The organism is Microbulbifer sp. ABF4_143 (genome assembly GCF_056160225.1).
Genome location: NZ_JBSWWT010000018.1, coordinates 1 through 15464, shown reverse-complemented (window position 1 = coordinate 15464; position 15464 = coordinate 1). Strand labels below are relative to the sequence as shown.

The 15464-nt window shown below is 64.2% G+C and carries 15 protein-coding genes; 6 read left to right on the top strand and 9 right to left on the bottom strand.

Annotated elements, in window-relative coordinates; genetic code table 11:
• The first annotated feature begins 68 nt into the window (after positions 1-68).
• Together ACXAF3_RS13990 and yghU are read left to right on the top strand one after the other, a co-directional pair.
• Complete coding sequence (locus ACXAF3_RS13990; RefSeq protein ID WP_475112933.1) at positions 69-899, top strand: GNAT family N-acetyltransferase; 831 nt, start codon at positions 69-71, stop codon at positions 897-899.
• Positions 900-983: 84 nt separating this feature from the next.
• Positions 984-1865 (top strand): glutathione-dependent disulfide-bond oxidoreductase, encoded by an 882-nt coding sequence (yghU, locus tag ACXAF3_RS13985; protein ID WP_475112932.1) that lies wholly within the window; start codon positions 984-986, stop codon positions 1863-1865.
• 40 nt (positions 1866-1905) lie between these two features.
• Here yghU and ACXAF3_RS13980 read toward each other — a convergent pair whose 3' ends face one another.
• From ACXAF3_RS13980 to metG, 5 genes are all read right to left on the bottom strand, one after another.
• Positions 1906-2142, bottom strand: coding sequence for a hypothetical protein (locus tag ACXAF3_RS13980; protein ID WP_475112931.1), 237 nt, complete (start codon positions 2140-2142; stop codon positions 1906-1908).
• Positions 2126-2602: a hypothetical protein gene (locus ACXAF3_RS13975; RefSeq protein ID WP_475112930.1), complete on the bottom strand. Its 477-nt coding sequence runs from the start codon at positions 2600-2602 to the stop codon at positions 2126-2128. The genes ACXAF3_RS13980 and ACXAF3_RS13975 overlap by 17 nt, the downstream gene beginning before the upstream one ends.
• A gap of 34 nt (positions 2603-2636) precedes the next feature.
• Positions 2637-2888 (bottom strand): hypothetical protein, encoded by a 252-nt coding sequence (locus tag ACXAF3_RS13970; RefSeq protein WP_475112929.1) that lies wholly within the window; start codon positions 2886-2888, stop codon positions 2637-2639.
• 101 nt (positions 2889-2989) lie between these two features.
• Positions 2990-3925 carry a D-2-hydroxyacid dehydrogenase gene (locus ACXAF3_RS13965; RefSeq protein WP_475112928.1) on the bottom strand — a complete coding sequence of 312 codons (936 nt, stop codon included), beginning with the start codon at positions 3923-3925 and terminating at the stop codon, positions 2990-2992.
• A gap of 121 nt (positions 3926-4046) precedes the next feature.
• On the bottom strand, positions 4047-6080 hold the full coding sequence (gene metG / locus ACXAF3_RS13960) for a methionine--tRNA ligase (RefSeq protein WP_475112927.1): 2034 nt from the start codon (positions 6078-6080) through the stop codon (positions 4047-4049).
• Between the two features lie 206 nt (positions 6081-6286).
• On the opposite strand from metG, the gene apbC reads away from it, so the two are divergent.
• Both apbC and ACXAF3_RS13950 read left to right on the top strand, forming a co-directional pair.
• The gene (gene apbC, locus ACXAF3_RS13955; protein ID WP_475112926.1) at positions 6287-7423 is read left to right on the top strand and encodes an iron-sulfur cluster carrier protein ApbC; all 1137 of its coding nucleotides are present in this window, start codon (positions 6287-6289) and stop codon (positions 7421-7423) included.
• Positions 7424-7552: 129 nt separating this feature from the next.
• Complete coding sequence (locus tag ACXAF3_RS13950; RefSeq protein ID WP_475112925.1) at positions 7553-7948, top strand: hypothetical protein; 396 nt, start codon at positions 7553-7555, stop codon at positions 7946-7948.
• Positions 7949-7994: 46 nt separating this feature from the next.
• Here the strand turns inward: ACXAF3_RS13950 and trhO are convergent, their stop codons facing one another.
• Positions 7995-8993: an oxygen-dependent tRNA uridine(34) hydroxylase TrhO gene (gene trhO / locus ACXAF3_RS13945; protein ID WP_475112924.1), complete on the bottom strand. Its 999-nt coding sequence runs from the start codon at positions 8991-8993 to the stop codon at positions 7995-7997.
• Positions 8994-9251: 258 nt separating this feature from the next.
• On the opposite strand from trhO, the gene ACXAF3_RS13940 reads away from it, so the two are divergent.
• Positions 9252-9512 (top strand): hypothetical protein, encoded by a 261-nt coding sequence (locus tag ACXAF3_RS13940; RefSeq protein WP_475112923.1) that lies wholly within the window; start codon positions 9252-9254, stop codon positions 9510-9512.
• Positions 9513-9752: 240 nt separating this feature from the next.
• A complete protein-coding gene (locus ACXAF3_RS13935; RefSeq protein ID WP_475112922.1) occupies positions 9753-10283 on the top strand; it encodes a hypothetical protein in 531 nt (176 codons plus the stop codon).
• 116 nt (positions 10284-10399) lie between these two features.
• Here ACXAF3_RS13935 and ACXAF3_RS13930 read toward each other — a convergent pair whose 3' ends face one another.
• The 3 genes from ACXAF3_RS13930 to ydiJ form a co-directional block, all read right to left on the bottom strand.
• Positions 10400-10807 (bottom strand): 3D domain-containing protein, encoded by a 408-nt coding sequence (locus ACXAF3_RS13930; protein WP_475112921.1) that lies wholly within the window; start codon positions 10805-10807, stop codon positions 10400-10402.
• Between the two features lie 543 nt (positions 10808-11350).
• Complete coding sequence (locus ACXAF3_RS13925; protein WP_475112920.1) at positions 11351-12046, bottom strand: tetratricopeptide repeat protein; 696 nt, start codon at positions 12044-12046, stop codon at positions 11351-11353.
• A gap of 110 nt (positions 12047-12156) precedes the next feature.
• The gene (gene ydiJ, locus ACXAF3_RS13920; protein ID WP_475112919.1) at positions 12157-15237 is read right to left on the bottom strand and encodes a D-2-hydroxyglutarate dehydrogenase YdiJ; all 3081 of its coding nucleotides are present in this window, start codon (positions 15235-15237) and stop codon (positions 12157-12159) included.
• Between the last annotated feature and the right edge of the window lie 227 nt (positions 15238-15464).

The following is a 15464-nucleotide window of genomic DNA, read 5'->3' as shown; positions in this document are numbered from 1 at the left end:
TTGCCTATGATTTCCCTTCAGCCACTGTGGAACAGGCTATGGAGAAGGAAAACTTTACAGTCAGGCACATGCGCCCAGCTGAACTGGCGCTGGCCCTGCGATGGGCCGCGCGGGAAGGCTGGAACCCCGGTTTGCACGACGCGGCCTGCTTTCTCGCGGCGGATCCGCAGGGGTTCTTTATCGGGCTGCTCGACGGCGAGCCGGTCGGTTCGATATCCGCGGTGCGCTATGGTGCGGAGTTCGGTTTCCTGGGGCTCTACATCGTCGATCCGGCCCATCGCGACCGGGGCTTTGGCGAGCGTCTGGCGCGGGCGGGTGTTGAGCATTTGGCGGGGCGGAATGTGGGGCTGGATGGGGTGCTCGCGCAGCAGGAGAACTACCACAGGTCCGGTTTTCAGTTTGCCCACCGCAATATGCGCTACCTGGGGCTGACCGGGCTGGCGGCTGGCGATGCTGTGGAAGGCGGCGATCCGGTCCCGCTGGCGCGGGTGCCGTTCGACGCACTGCTGGCCTACGATTGCCAGTTGTTCCCCGGGCCGCGCGAGGCCTTTCTCAGGGCCTGGATCAGTCAGCCGGACGCCGTGGCGCTGGCCTGTGTCGAGGGAGGCGAGCTGCGCGGATACGGGGTTTTGCGCCCCTGTATCGAAGGCTACAGGATAGGTCCGCTGTTTGCCGATGGGCCGGAGCAGGGCGAGGCGCTGTACCGCGGGCTGACGGCCCGCGTGCCGGCGGGGCGGCAGGTCTTCCTGGATATCCCCGAAGTGAACCCTGACGCCCAGGCCCTGGCGGAGCGCCACAGGATGGAGATGGTGTTTGAGACGGCGCGTATGTACAGCGGCGCGGTGCCGGATATTCCACTGCAGCGGGTCTTTGGTATCACGACGTTTGAGCTGGGCTGAGCGGTGCGCTGGCTAAACGGCATTTGAAAAAAAGGCGTATACCAATAGTATGCGCCTTACGAATGATTGTCGGGAGCCGATGCAATGTCAGATAACAGCTACACGCCGCCCAGAGTCTGGAAGTGGGACAAAGAGAGCGGCGGCAAGTTTGCCAACATCAACCGCCCCGTGGCCGGGCCGACCCACGACAAGGCGCTCCCGGTGGGCAGGCACCCGCTGCAGCTGTATTCCCTGGCCACGCCCAACGGGGTCAAGGTGACGATTATGCTCGAGGAGCTGCTGGCGCTGGGGCACGAGGGGGCCGAGTACGACGCGCACCTGATCGATATCGGCGAGGGGCACCAGTTCAGCAGCGGCTTCGTCGAGGTGAATCCCAACTCGAAAATACCGGCGCTGGTCGACCGGAGCATGCACCCGCCGATCCGGGTATTCGAGTCCGGTTCGATTCTGCTCTACCTGGCGGAGAAGTTCAGCGCTTTCCTGCCGCACACGCCGGCACAGCGCACCGAGTGCCTGAACTGGCTGTTCTGGCAGATGGGCAGTGCGCCCTTTCTCGGCGGCGGCTTCGGCCACTTCTACGCCTACGCGCCGGAGAAATACGAATACCCGATCAACCGCTACGCGATGGAGGTCAAGCGCCAGCTGGATGTACTGGACCGGCAGCTGGCCGAGCACCCGTATATCGCCGGCCGGGAATACACCATCGCGGATATGGCGATCTGGCCCTGGTACGGGGCGCTGGTCAAAGGCAAGATCTACGACGCGGCGGAATTCCTTACTGTCCACACCTACGAGAATGTGGTGCGCTGGGCCGACGAGATCGCCGAGCGGCCGGCGGTAAAGCGCGGCCGTATGGTCAACCGCACCTGGGGCGAGCCCAGTTCGCAGTTGCACGAGCGCCACGATGCCAGTGATTTCGATACCCGCACTCAGGATAAAATCGGCGGCGATGCCGAGGGCCGCTAAGCCCTGTTCAAATGGCCTGGCCCGCCCGGAGCGTCGCCGCTCACAGGGCGCGCCAGCTGAGAAAAAAACGCAGCGCGCGCGAGGGCGCCGGTGTGCGCAGCAGTCTCTGGGCGAGGAATCCGCCGATCAGCGCGAGGCCGAGCAGGGCCGGGAGGGGAATATCCTGCACCTGCCGGCGCACTTCCCGCTTCTGTTGCGCCAGCAGTGTTCGCGCGCAGCGGCGCTGCCGATCCATCTCCCGGCGGCAGTGTTCGATACGCTTATTTAAAGAGTTCACGGACATCGTTCAGCGCCTCCTTCGCCTGCCGCCGGGTCTCGTCGAATCCGATCATTGTGCTCAGCTTTTTCTGATACAGCAGGATAGCGCCCAGAAGCAGGATCTGGGTCAGCACAAAGACGGCGAAGCCGACGTAGAGGGAATCTGAAAAGTAGTAGCCGATTAGCCCGGCACCGGCGCAGAGGCTCAACACCAGCGCCAGCGCCAGCGGCAACAGCAGCAGCTGCAGTGCGATGACGCGCTTGCCGGCCGCCAGCGTGCGGCTGAGTTCCAGGCGGGCCAGCGCCTGGAAATTGACCAGCCAGGCGGACAGCAGGGTCAGAGTGGCGTCGGCCCGTGTCAGCGCACTGGTTTCGCTGTCATCTTCTTTTTGCCCCGGCGCGGCACCGTCCCGGCCGCGACTTGGCGCGGCCGGTTCGGGTGTCTCGTCGGAAGCTCGAGATTTGTCGATACGAGCCATGGATCAGGCGCTCCACAAAAGCCTGTGGGACGCCCTATTTCATCAGCTTCGCAATGATCCAGCCGGCGGCAAAGGCACAGCCGACGCTGAGAACGGGGTGCTCCTTGATTGAGGATTCCGCTTTCTCCGCAATTTCCGTCGCGCGTTGCTTGTTGGTCTGCACGGAGGATTTTGCGCGCGCCTTCAGGCTCTCTGCCGTGTCGTGCGCCGCCTCGCCCGCCAGTTGGTAGGCCTGAGCCAGCTTCTCACGGCTGGAGTTGTGTTGCATGGATTTTGCGGTTGCCATAAGAACACTCCTCATCAGAGGTTTGGGTGTATAGGTATCCTATAGTCGCAACCGCTGACCACAACCGCTATCGGGACTTCCCGGTCGGCCGCGGGGCCAGGCTACAGCGCGCTGCGCCAGCGGCGGATATTGTCGACCACGCCGTCGAGCAGGCGCTGGCGGCTCTCGCGGCTGATCCAGGCGTTGTGCGGGGTGATGATCAGGTTGGGGATATCCTCCGCCAACAGCGGGTGGTCGGCGGGCGGCGGTTCGCTGCTCAGCACGTCCAGCGCCGCGCCGCCGATACGGCCGTTTCTGAGCGCGTCGGCGAGGGCTTTTTCATCCACCAGGCCGCCGCGGGCGGTGTTGATCAGGAAGGCGCCGTCTTTCATCGCCGCGAGGAAGTCTTTGTCGACCAGCCCGTCGGTCTGTTCCGTGAGCGGGCAGTGCAAGCTGATCGCGTCGGATTCCGCGAGCAGTTTTTTCAGCGGTGTGCGGCCGGGTTTTTGTTCGCCGGTGAAGGACTCGGCGATAAGAAGTTTCATGCCCAGGGCCTCGCCGAGGGCGGCGACTTTGCGGCCCAGGTCACCGTAGCCGATGATGCCGAGATTCTTGCCGGCCAGTTCCACCACCGGGTAGTCCAGGCGGCAGAAAATCGGCGAGCGGCTCCAGTGCCCGGCTTTTACGTCTTGGTGGTACTGGTGCCAGCGGGTGGCCAGTGCCAGCAGCAGGGCGATGGTGTGCTGGGCGAGGGAGGTGCCGGTGTAGCCCTCGACGTTGCGCACCGGAATGCCCTTTTCGCGGGCGGCATCCATATCGATATTGTTGGTGCCGGTGGCACAGACGCAGATGAGTTTCAGTTTCGGGGCGCCGGCGATGAGCGCGCGGTCCAGCACCACCTTGTTGGTGATGACCACATCCGCGTCGGCGATGCGCGCGGCGGTTTCCGCCGGCGCGGTGGTTTCGTAAAAATCCCAGTGGTCGAGGCAGTTTTGCAGGGCGGAGGTGTCCAGTTCCTCCGGTTTCATGGTCAGGGTGTCGAGGAATACACCGCGCATCTTGAATTCCTTTTACTGCGATCTGGTCGAGAGATTGTTGTAGGAGCGGCCGTTGGCCGCGATCGGCATGGGAACGTTCCGAGCACGATCGCGGCCAACGGCCGCTCCTACAGGGGGGCGTTTACATCACCCGCATACCCGGCTTGGCGCCGGCGTGGGGTTCGAGTATCCACAGGTCCTTGCCGCCGGGGCCGGCGGCCAGCACCATGCCCTCGCTGACGCCGAAGCGCATCTTGCGCGGCGCCAGGTTGGCGACCATAACGGTGTGCTTGCCCTCCAGGTCCTCGGGCTTGTAGGCGCTCTTGATACCGGCGAACACCTGGCGGGTCTCGCCGCCCAGATCCAGGGTCAGCTTCAGCAGCTTGCCGGCGCCCTCGACGTGTTCCGCCTTGGCGATCAGCGCGATGCGCAGGTCCACCTTGGCGAAGTCGTCGAACTGGATTTCCGCAGCGATCGGTTCTTCCGCCAGCGGTCCGGTTTTTTCTTCTTTCTTGCCTTCCGCCTGCAGCTGCGCCAGGGATTCTCTGGCCGCTTCCATCACCGCGTCCACCTGGGTTTTCTCCACGCGGGCGAGCAGCGGTTTGAATTTTGCGATCTTGTGCCCGGCCAGCGGTGTGGTGGCCGCATTCCAGTCCAGCGCGCAGTTCAGGAACTCGGCCGCCTTGGCTGCGGTGTTCGGCAGTACCGGCGCCAGCCAGGTGATCAGGGCGCGGAACATGTTCACGCCCTGGGAGCAGATGGCCAGTACCTCTGCCTCTTTGCCTTCCTCTTTGGCCAGGGACCAGGGGGCCTTGTCGGCGATCCAGGCGTTGGCGGCGTCGGCCAGGCCCATGATCTCGCGCATCGCGCGGGCGTACTCGCGGCTCTCGTAGTGGTCGGCGATGCGCGGCGCGGCGTCGACAAACTGCTGCCAGAGTTTTTCATCGGCGAGTTCACCGGCCAGCTCGCCGCCGGCTTTGGTCACGAACTTGGCGGTGCGCGAGGCGATATTCACCACCTTGCCCACCAGGTCCGAGTTCACCTTGGCGATAAAGTCGTCCAGGTTCAGGTCCAGGTCGTCGACGCCTGAGGTGAGTTTGGCGGCGAAGTAGTAGCGCAGGTACTCGGGGTTCAGGTGGTCGAGATAGTTGCGCGCGTTGATAAAGGTGCCGCGGGACTTGGACATCTTCTTGCCGTTGACGGTCAGGAAGCCGTGCACGCACACCTTGGTCGGGGTGCGGAAGTCGGCGGAATCCAGCATCGCCGGCCAGAAGAGGGCGTGGAAGTTGACGATATCCTTGCCGATAAAGTGGTACACCTCGGCGTCGCTGTCTTTTTTCCAGTAGTCCTGCCAGTCTAGGCCGTTTTTGTCGCAGTAGTTCTTCAGGCTGGCCATATAGCCGATGGGCGCGTCCAGCCACACGTAGAAATACTTGCCCGGCGCGTCCGGTATCTCGAAACCGAAGTAGGGCGCGTCGCGGGAGATATCCCACTCCTGCAGGCCCTCTTCCAGCCACTCCGCCAGCTTGTTGGCCACTTCGTCCTGCAGGTGGCCTGCGCGGGTCCAGTCGCGCAGGAACTCGGTGAAGGCGGGCAGGGTGAAGAAGAAGTGCTCGGATTCCTTCTCGATGGGCGTGGCGCCGGAGATGGCGGATACAGGGTCGATCAGCTCGGTGGGGCTGTAGGTGGCCCCGCAGGCCTCGCAGTTGTCGCCGTACTGGTCCGGGGTGCTGCAGCGCGGGCAGGTGCCCTTGATATAGCGGTCGGCCAGGAACAGCTGCTTCTCCGGGTCGAAGGCCTGGGTGATGGTGCGCGAGGCGATATGGCCGTTGTCGGCCAGGCGCTGGTAGATCATCGCCGACAGCTCGCGGTTCTCCTCCGAGTGGGTGGAGTGGTAGTTGTCGACGCCGATCAGGAAGTCGGCGAAGTCGCGCTGGTGTTCCGCCTGCATATTGGCGATATGCTGTTCCGGTGTCAGGCCGAGCTGCTCGGCCTTCAGCATGATGGCGGTGCCGTGGGCGTCGTCGGCGCACATATACAGGCAGTTGTGGCCGCGCGCGCGCTGGAAGCGCGCCCAGATGTCGGTCTGGATATATTCGAGCACATGGCCCAGGTGCAGGGAGCCATTGGCGTAGGGGAGTGCGCTGGTGACTAGGATGTTGCGCGTATCGGACATCGGTTCTTCCATCGGCTGAGGGTTGTGGCCGGAACGGCCGTGGATCGTCAAAAGACCGCGGAATATAGCAGATTTGGCCACAGTGTAGGATGGGCAAAGCGCAGCCGGCCCATCGGATGGCGGGTCGCCGGGCCGGCCCGCTGGCGCTCGCTTTGTCCATCCTACACAATGCTGCCACCTGAACATTCGGAATAGAGGGAAGCACTGTGAGCGATCACCACCACGATCACGAGGATTTGCCGCAAGAGGTGCAGACGGAACTGGAGCGCCTGGCCGAGTGCCTGGGGCAGTTGCACGACCCGGCCAGCGGCCTGGTGCTGGACGAACTGGATGCGGAGATCGAAGTCGGCTTCGAAGACGGCACCGTATTTGTCGGCCTGACGCTCGGCTATCCCTGCGACAGCCAGCGGGAGCACTGGGACGCGCGGGTGCGCGAGGCCTGTCTGCCGATGCTGAAGGGCGGCCCGCTGGGCGCCAGCGAGCTGCAGTTCGAGCTGTTCAGTGAGATTCCGGCCACGCCGGCGGCCGGTGTGCCCGAGCCGCTGCGGGGTGTGAAAAATATCGTCGCGGTGGCCTCGGGCAAGGGCGGCGTGGGCAAGTCCACCACCGCGGTGAACCTGGCCCTGGCGCTGGCCGCCGAGGGCGCCAGCGTCGGCCTGCTGGATGCGGATATCTACGGCCCCAGCCTGCCGACCATGCTCGGCACCGAGGGGGTGCGCCCGCGGGTGAAGGAGCAGAAATTCTTCCTGCCGGTGGAGACGCAGGGGCTGAAGACCATGTCGCTGGGCTATCTGATGACCGAGGAGACTCCCGCGGTGTGGCGCGGCCCGATGGCCAGCGGCGCGTTGAACCAGATTCTGTCGCAGACTCTGTGGGGGGAACTGGACTATCTGGTGGTGGATATGCCCCCGGGTACCGGCGATATCCAGCTGACGCTGGCGCAGAAGACCACGCTGGCCGGCGCGGTCATCGTAACCACACCCCAGGATCTGGCGCTGAAGGACGCGATCAAGGGGGTGGAGATGTTCCGCAAGGTGTCGGTGCCGGTACTCGGTATCGTCGAGAATATGTCCCTGCACACCTGCTCCAACTGCGGTCACAGCGAGCCGATTTTCGGCAGCGGCGGCGGTGAGCGCATCGCCGCCGACTACGATACGCGCCTGCTGGGCCAGCTGCCGCTGGCGATGGCGATCCGCGAGGGCACGGATTCGGGCCTGCCCAGCGTGGCGGCAGAGCCGGACGGGGAGATCGCCGGCTTCTACCGCGAGATAGCCCGCCGCGCCGCGGCACAGGTGTGGCTCGGCTGCGGCGATGGGGAGGCGCCGGAAATCGAAATCGGCTGAGTCGCGCTTATTGGAATTTATTTGATTAAGATATCAGTTTGCCGCGCGATCTTTTACCGTGATGCAGTCGGCGCCGCAGCGGCGGCGCGGTTGCGATAAAAACAACAAACGCACAGAGGCCTGGCCCCGATGAGCATTCATATCACCTATCTCTCCGATCCCGGCATCGTCAGGATAGGTTTCCATGGCACCGTGGGGCTGGCCGAGCGCCGCGAGGCGGTTGCGCGGCTGCTGGCGAAGTATGGCCACCGCACGCCGCTGCGGGTACTGGTGGACCTGCGCTATGCGCACTCGGTGATGACGCCGGAGGAGCAGCGCCAGTTCGGCCGCTTTATCGCCGCGCACCCGGTGCTCGCCAAGGCGCATATCGCGGTGCTGTACGCACAGGAGCAATATACGTCGCTGGTGATCGTCAGCGAAGCCAGGCGGCACGGGCACGGTATACGGGAATTCCTGCTCGAGGCGGAAGCCGAAGCCTGGCTCGCGCAGGTAAAGAAGGGGGCGCCGTCGCCGGCGCTGGTGTAGCCCCGCCGGTTCAGGCGGCGGGGCACAGGAGCGCTGCTCCGCTCGATCAGGCGCTCTGCGCCTGCTGCGCCTGCTGCGCCTGGCGGCGGCGCTCCTCCTGCTTGCGGCGGCGCCGCGCGGCAATGACTTCCCGCGCCTCCTCGCCGATATGCTCCTCGCCGCGCTGCTTGGCCAGCCGGATCTGCTTTTCCCGCTCGCGGAAGCGCGCCCGGTCGGCTTCGGAAACCTTGTCGTAGCAGTGCGGGCAACTGACCCCCTGCTCGAACATGGGGGACTGCTTTTCCTCCTGGGTCACCGGCATGCGGCAGGCGTTGCACTGGTCGTAGTTGCCGGGCTTGAGGTCGTGGTTGACGGTCACGCGGTCGTCAAAGACAAAGCATTCCCCCTCCCACAGCGTCTCTTCCTTCGGCACTTCCTCCAGGTATTTGAGGATGCCACCCTGCAGGTGGTAGACCTCCTCGAAGCCCTGCTCCTTCAGGTAGGCTGTGGATTTCTCGCAGCGGATGCCACCAGTGCAGAACATGGCCACCTTCTTGTGCTTTTTCGGATCCAGGTTTTCGCGTACATACTGCGGGAATTCGCGGAAGCTTGCGGTGTTGGGGTTCACCGCGTTTTTGAAGGTGCCCACCCGGTATTCGTAGTCGTTGCGGGTGTCGATCAGCAGCACTTCCGGATCCGAGATCAGCGCGTTCCAGTCGGCGGGTTTGACGTAGGTGCCCACGGAGCGGCGCGGGTCTATGCCCTCCACGCCCATGGTGACTATCTCGCGCTTCAGCTTTACCTTGCTGCGCAGGAACGGGGGCTTGTCGGTGTAGGACTCCTTGTAGTCCAGCTCCGCGAGGCGCGGATCCGATTTCAGGTGGGCGAGCAGTGCGTCTATGCCCTCGCGGGAGCCGGCCACTGTGCCGTTGATGCCCTCGCGGGCCAGCAGCAGGGTGCCGCGCACGCGCTTCTCGAGCATCAGGTTGAGCAGGGGTTCGCGCAGGGATTCGAAGTCGTCCAGGGTGACGAACTTGTAGAGTGCGCAGACGACGGTCTGGTCCATAGTACTTCCTCTTGTGCGGGCCGGAGCGTAAATCCGGAGCGTGGATCCGGCGGCCGCGCCCAGGGCCCGGTTGCCGGTGAAAAATCGCCGCGCATTTTATCGCAGACGGCGGCGATTGTCGTACATTTATCAGGCAGCTCGGCCGGCGGCGAGCAAATCGATCGGGAATCCACCGGATCGCCGGCTAAGTGGTTGACCGGCGGGCCGCATGTTGTCACAGTCTGGCCACAACAAATGGGCCACAGCGAGGCGAATCCCATGGACGAAGAGTTTGTACCCAAAGAGTCGGCGTTGAGCCAGTCCTATCGCGAGGGCGATTTGTCCGTCCAGATCGATATTTACGAGGACGGCGAGGGTGGCTGGCTGTTGGAGATAGTCGACGAGAACAACAACTCCACGGTGTGGGAGGACTCCTTCGCCACCGAGGAGGAGGCGCTGGACGAGGCCATGGACGCGCTGCGCGAGGAGGGCATAGAGACCTTCGTCGGCCCGGTGCAGGAGACGGACGAGAGCTGGTAGGCCGGCGGGCACTCCGCAATCATTTCCACCACCGGCGCCGGTAATATGACCGGCGCCGCCTTCCCATTCCCGCCCCGGCGGTTTGACACACAGTTGCCGAAGAGCTGCTAAGGTTATCTTTAGAAGGGAATCGCGACAGTGTGACAGCACACAACCCAATCACAGCACCGTCGCGAGACAACCACGGATCGTTTGTCTCCGGCGGCGCGCCCTATAGGTTCGCGGGCAGTTTCCCTCTCCATGAAAGCACTCACCCTCACCCTGCTGCTGATGCTTCCCTGTGCGGCGGCGGAGACGATACAGCTCTCCGGCGAGCGGCAGTTGGAGACGGGCCTGAAAGAAGCCAAGCTGATCTCCGAGTTGAACGGCTACGCGATAGTGGCGGGGCGCAGCTGTATCGACTGCGACGAGAATACGGCCATCTACATCCACAGGATTCAGCCGGCCAGCGGAGCCGGCGGCGAGGCGGCGGATGTCGCCGCCGCCGACCGCTACACCTATCCCGGCCGCTATCTCGACTACCAGAGCAAGCAGCTGGTGGAGAGAACGCGGATGTTCTACGGCCGCTGCTACGAGGGCCAGCCCTCGCTGCTGTGGCTGAGCGAATATCGCGATGGCGACGGCTGGATCAAGTCGGAGTACCTGATCCTGTTCGGCGAGGAGGGGCTGGAGCACCGCTATAACGAGGACCGCCAGCCGAGTATCTTCCATATCGCCAACAACCGCCACTGCGTGGAGCTGCCGGGTATTACCGCGGAAACTGAGCCGTAAGCGCCGGGCGCGCTGGCGTTGGCCCGGTCTCGCTTTTCGCCGGCCCAATAAAAAGCCCCGCTGGAGGGCGGGGCGTTCAGGGCCGCGGCGCGGCAGTTGATCGTGTGTCGCTGGGTTTACTTCTTCGGGGCTACCCAGGTGATCTTCAGCTTCTTCTTGCCCCACTGGCGCGCCTTCTTGATGTCTTTCTCCATCCAGACGTCGATACGCTTCTTGAAGCGCTTGTTCATGCGGTCGCGCACCGTGTAGGTGCCGGGCAGACCCTCAATTTTTACCTTGGCACCATTGGTGAGACCGTGCTTTTCCAGGTCGCGGGATACGGCGATGACCTTGTCACCCGGGCGCAGGCGGTTGTTCCAGGCCGCAACCCAGGGATCGTCATCGGTTTGTCCCGGCACTGAGTTGTAAGCGGTGGCGTCAACGGTCATCGACTTTTGGATGCCCGCGGACGCATTCAGGCTTACGGATGCCGCGAGAACCGCGATCACAAAAAATACCGAATTGCGCAGAGTCTGTTTCAACATGTCCCGATACCTCCAGGATTCAATGGGTCACAAGCCAACAGGTGCCTGTGAAATTTCCAAGTGTCTTTGGAAATAACTGATCAGAATTTGATCAGCGATCGCTATATTACAGGCTGTCGGACCCTTATCAACTTTTTCCCGAGATTCGCGCGGCAGCCGTAAGGTCTGACTGTTGTAATCGCATTGCCTGGAATCCTGTGCCCAGATACTGGGCCTGTTTGAAAAACAGTTCTTGCAAATGAATTTTTTGTAACCGTATCGCCGGAAATGGCGCCGCTGGTTGAGTAATCGATTTCCTTGCCCGGATATTCGAAGACAGCGATGTCATCCTAACGATTGCGCAACAGCGGTTCGGGGAAAGGGGTCTATTGGCGGGCCGAAAAGTAAAAAATTTCTATTAGATTTTTTGTGACTGTCGGTCCGAAAAGTGCCGACTTCGGGCAAATAACCGATTCGAGGGGAAAAACAGTGCCCGGGAGGCGGGATTTTACCGGCGATTAGGATGGATGTTCCGTCGCAGCCCCAACCGGGAGCTGGAGGGCGCTAGAGCGCCGTGGCGCCGGCGCGCGCGGGGGGATTGATCTGTCGGCGCAGCGCCAGCAGGTAGTCGCGGTCCTCGTGCAGATCGGCGAAGCCGTGCCGTTCGTCGAGCGCGACGGCCTTCTCCAGCCACTCCACCGCCTCTTCCAGATTGCCCTGCCACTCGCACACCTGGCCCAGGTTGAAATAGGTGATGGCCAGATTGTGCCACTCCCGCTCCCGCGCCAGGTCCCGGGCGGCGCCGCTGTAGAGCAGGTAGGCGGTGCGCAGCAGGTGGGCCCGCTGTATCGCGTCCTCCTCGCTGGCGGACTGCTGGTGGTAGGTGTGGGCCAGCGCCGAGCGCACGCGGGCGGCCGAATGCGCGAAGGGGGGAGGGGAGTCCAGCGCCCCGCCGCCGTCCAGGTAGGTCAGCACCGCCTCGAACTGGGCCCGCGCCAGCGGGTAGAGATCCGGGCGCGCGCGCGCGCCGAGGGCGTTCAGCACTATGCCGTAGCGGTAGCGCAGGGCCTGCTGCTGTTGCGGTCGGTCAGAGAGGGCGGCGATGGCTTTTTCGTACAGGGGTAGGGCGGCGTCGAAATCGCCCTCCAGGGCCAGCTCCTCGGCTTCGGCCACCAGCTGTTGCGGCGCCGGTTCTGGGAAAGCCAGGCCCGGCGTCAGCAGGGTGCCGCAGAGCAACAGCTTGGTCAGGGTTCTGTACATCAAATGATCCCGGTGGTGGCGCAGGCCTCGCTTCTCGGTTGTAGGAGCCTGCTTGCAGGCTCCTACAGCGGGTCTGGCGCTTCGCGCGTCAGTCCCGATAACCCTCAGTATCACCCCTCAACCCGCAGCTGCGCCAGTAGTCCCTGCAAAGGATGGCGCAGAGAAACACCCGCGAAGCGTTTTGCCTGACAGCGGCAGGAGTAGCCGCTGGCCAGCAGGCCGTCGTTTTCGCCGGCCTTGTACTGCGACAGCCGCGGGGCCCAGGACTGCTGGAAGATCGCCCGCGAGGTCTCCCGGTGCGCCGTCTCGTGGCCGTAGGTGCCGGCCATGCCGCAGCAGCCGAGGCTCTCCGTCTGCAGTTCCAGCCCCAGGGCGGTGAACACCGCCTGCCAGTCGCGCAGGCTGGCGGTGGCGTTGGTCTGCTCGCTGCAGTGGGGAAGCAGGTGGAAGCGGGCGGGATTCAGCCGCGGGCGCTGTTTTTCGAGGTGTTCCAGCTGCCCGGCCAGCCACTCCTGTAGCAGCTGTACCCTGGGTGCGCCCTCGCCGAGCAGCTTTCGGTACTCGGCGCGGTAGGTCAGGGTCATGGACGGGTCCACGCCCACCAGCGGCACGCCGCTGGCGGCCAGTTCATTCAGCAGCGCGCTGTTGCCTTCGGCCACGCGCCGGAACTGGCGCAGGAAGCCGTGCACGTGCAGCGGCTTGCCGTTGGCCTTGAAGGGCGCCACCAGGGGCACGAAGTCCAGCTGTTTCAGCAGCCGCAGCGCATCGCCGACCACCTCGGCGTCGAAATAGCTGGTGAAGGCGTCCTGGACGACAATCAGCGCGCGGCTGCGCTGGGCCGGTCCCAGGGCCGCGAGACTGGCGGGGCTGGCGTAGGGCACGCCCAGTTCCGCCATGGTCCTGCGCAGGGTCTTCTGCGACAGCAGCGGGCTGTCCGCCAGGCCCAGGCCCCGCTCCAGCAGCCAGTTCACCGGTTTCAGTTTCAGCGGCCAGTTGTACAGCTGCGGCAGCCTCGCCAGGTGCGGCATCACGAATTCGAGGCCGCCGACGAAATAGTCTTTCAGCGGGCGCAGGTAGCGGCTGTAGTAGAGCTCGAGGAATTTGCTGCGGAACTCGGGTACATCCACCTTGACCGGGCACTGGCCGGTACAGGACTTGCAGCCGAGGCAGCCCTGCATCGCCTCGTTGACCTCGTGGTTGAAGTCGTACTCGCCGCGCATCTTGGCCAGGGTGTTTTTGATGCGCCCGGGCAGACCGACGAAGAAGGACTGCTCGCGGAACCTGCGCGCGGTTTCCACCGCGTCCACATTCCGTTCACTCAGCAGCCGCAGCCACTCCTTCATCAGCGTGGCGCGGCCCTTGGGGGAGTGGATGCGCTCGCGGGTGGCCTTGTAGGAGGGGCACATGGCGTCGTCGGGGTTCCAGTTGAAACAGGCGCCATTGCCGTTGCAGTGGACCCCCTCGCCGTAGCCGTCCCACACCTGCACCGGAATCTGCCGGTCCAACTCGCCGCGGGTGGTGACCTCGTCGATCTTCAGCAGCGCCGCATCGCCGCCCGGGGTGGCTATCTTGCCTGGATTCAACTGGTTGCGCGGGTCGAAGGCGGCCTTGATTTTCTGCAGTTCCGGGTAGAGGTCGCCGAAGAACTCCGGCGCGTATTCGGAGCGCACCCCCTTGCCGTGCTCGCCCCACAACAGGCCTTTGTATTTCCGGGTCAGGGCCGCGACCTTATCGGTGATCGGGCGTATCTGTGCCGCCTGCTCCGGGTCTTTCATATCGATGGCCGGGCGCACGTGCAGCACGCCGGCGTCCACGTGGCCGAACATGCCGTAGTCGAGGCCGGCCTCGTCCAGCACCGCGCGGAATTCGGCGATAAAGTCCGCCAGGTGCTCCGGCGGCACCGCCGTGTCCTCGACAAACGGGATCGGCCGCTTCTCGCCTTCGACATTGCCGAGCAGGCCGACGGCGCGCTTGCGCATGGCCCAGATGCGGTTCACCTCGGCGTGGCCACGGGCGATGGTGTAGCCGAAGCTCTTGCCCGGCTGGCCGATCATTGCGTCCACATGGCGGGTGAATTGCGCCAGCAGCCGGTCCAGCTCCTCCTCCGAATCGGCGGTGTACTCAACCAGGTTGATGCCCTTTACCGGGCGCTCGTCACTGGGGAAAAACTCGCTGACGCTGTGCCAGACGATATCCTCCATCGCCAGCATCAGCACCTTGCTGTCCACCGTCTCGATGGACATGGGGCCGGCGGCCATCAGGTCTGCAGCGTCGCGCAGCGCGTCCTGGAAGTGATCGTATTTCAGGTTCACCAGCGCCGCGCATTTCGGGATCGGCAGCAGGTTCAGTTTCGCCTCGGCGATAAAGCCGAGGGTGCCCTCGGAGCCGCAGAGCACGCTGTTCAGGTTGAACCGCTCGCCTTCGCCCTCTTTCTGGCCCTCTGTCTGGCGTAGATGCGCCAGGTCGTAGCCGGTCAGGCAGCGGTTCAGCTTTGGGAACTTGCGCTCGATCAACTCGGCCTTGTCCCGCGCTATCTCGTCGCAGATCTGGTGCACCCTGCCGACGCGGTCGCCGCGCGCGGCGACTTCGCTCAGTTTTTTGTCGTCTATCGGGGCGGATTGCCACAGTTCGCCGCCGAGCAGCACCGTGGACAGCTCCAGTACATGGTCGCGGGTCTTGCCGTAGACGCAGGAGCCCTGGCCGGAGGCGTCGGTATTGATCATGCCGCCGATGGTGGCGCGGTTCGAGGTGGACAGCTCCGGGGCAAAAAACAGACCGTGGGGTTTCAGCGCCGCGTTCAGCTGGTCCTTGACCACCCCGGCCTGCACCCGCACCCAGCGCTCCTCGGCGTTGATCTCGAGGATGCGGTTCATATGGCGGGAGATATCCACCACCAGGCCGTCGGTCAGGGACTGGCCGTTGGTGCCGGTGCCGCCGCCGCGGGGCGACAGCACTACCCGGTGGAATTCCTCCCGGTCCGCCAGCTCCGCGATCAGCTGCAGGTCGCGGGTATCGCGCGGGTAGACCACTGCCTGGGGCAGTACCTGGTAGATGGAGTTGTCGGTGGACAGCACCGCGCGGCTGGCATAGCTGGGGCTGAGATCGCCGCGGAAACCGGCCGCCTTCAGTGCGTCGAGAAACTGGAGATAGAGCGCCTGTACTTCGTCGACTGCGCGCAGTGCTGGAATCATGGCTCGCCGTTCACTGGGTGTAGTGGAGAAAAAAGGGGAGGCATTGTAGCGCGGCCGCGGCGAGGGGGGCTACACGGAGCGGGGCGCGACCGGCCCCGCTCCGGCGGAGGGGCTGGTCAGGCGGCCCAGCGCTGGTTGCCGCTGCCGAAGGTGCTGCTGATGGTGCGGGGCAGGCTGCGGGCGTAGCCGCTGTTGGTTTTGATCTTGTCGCGCACCACGAAGTAGCC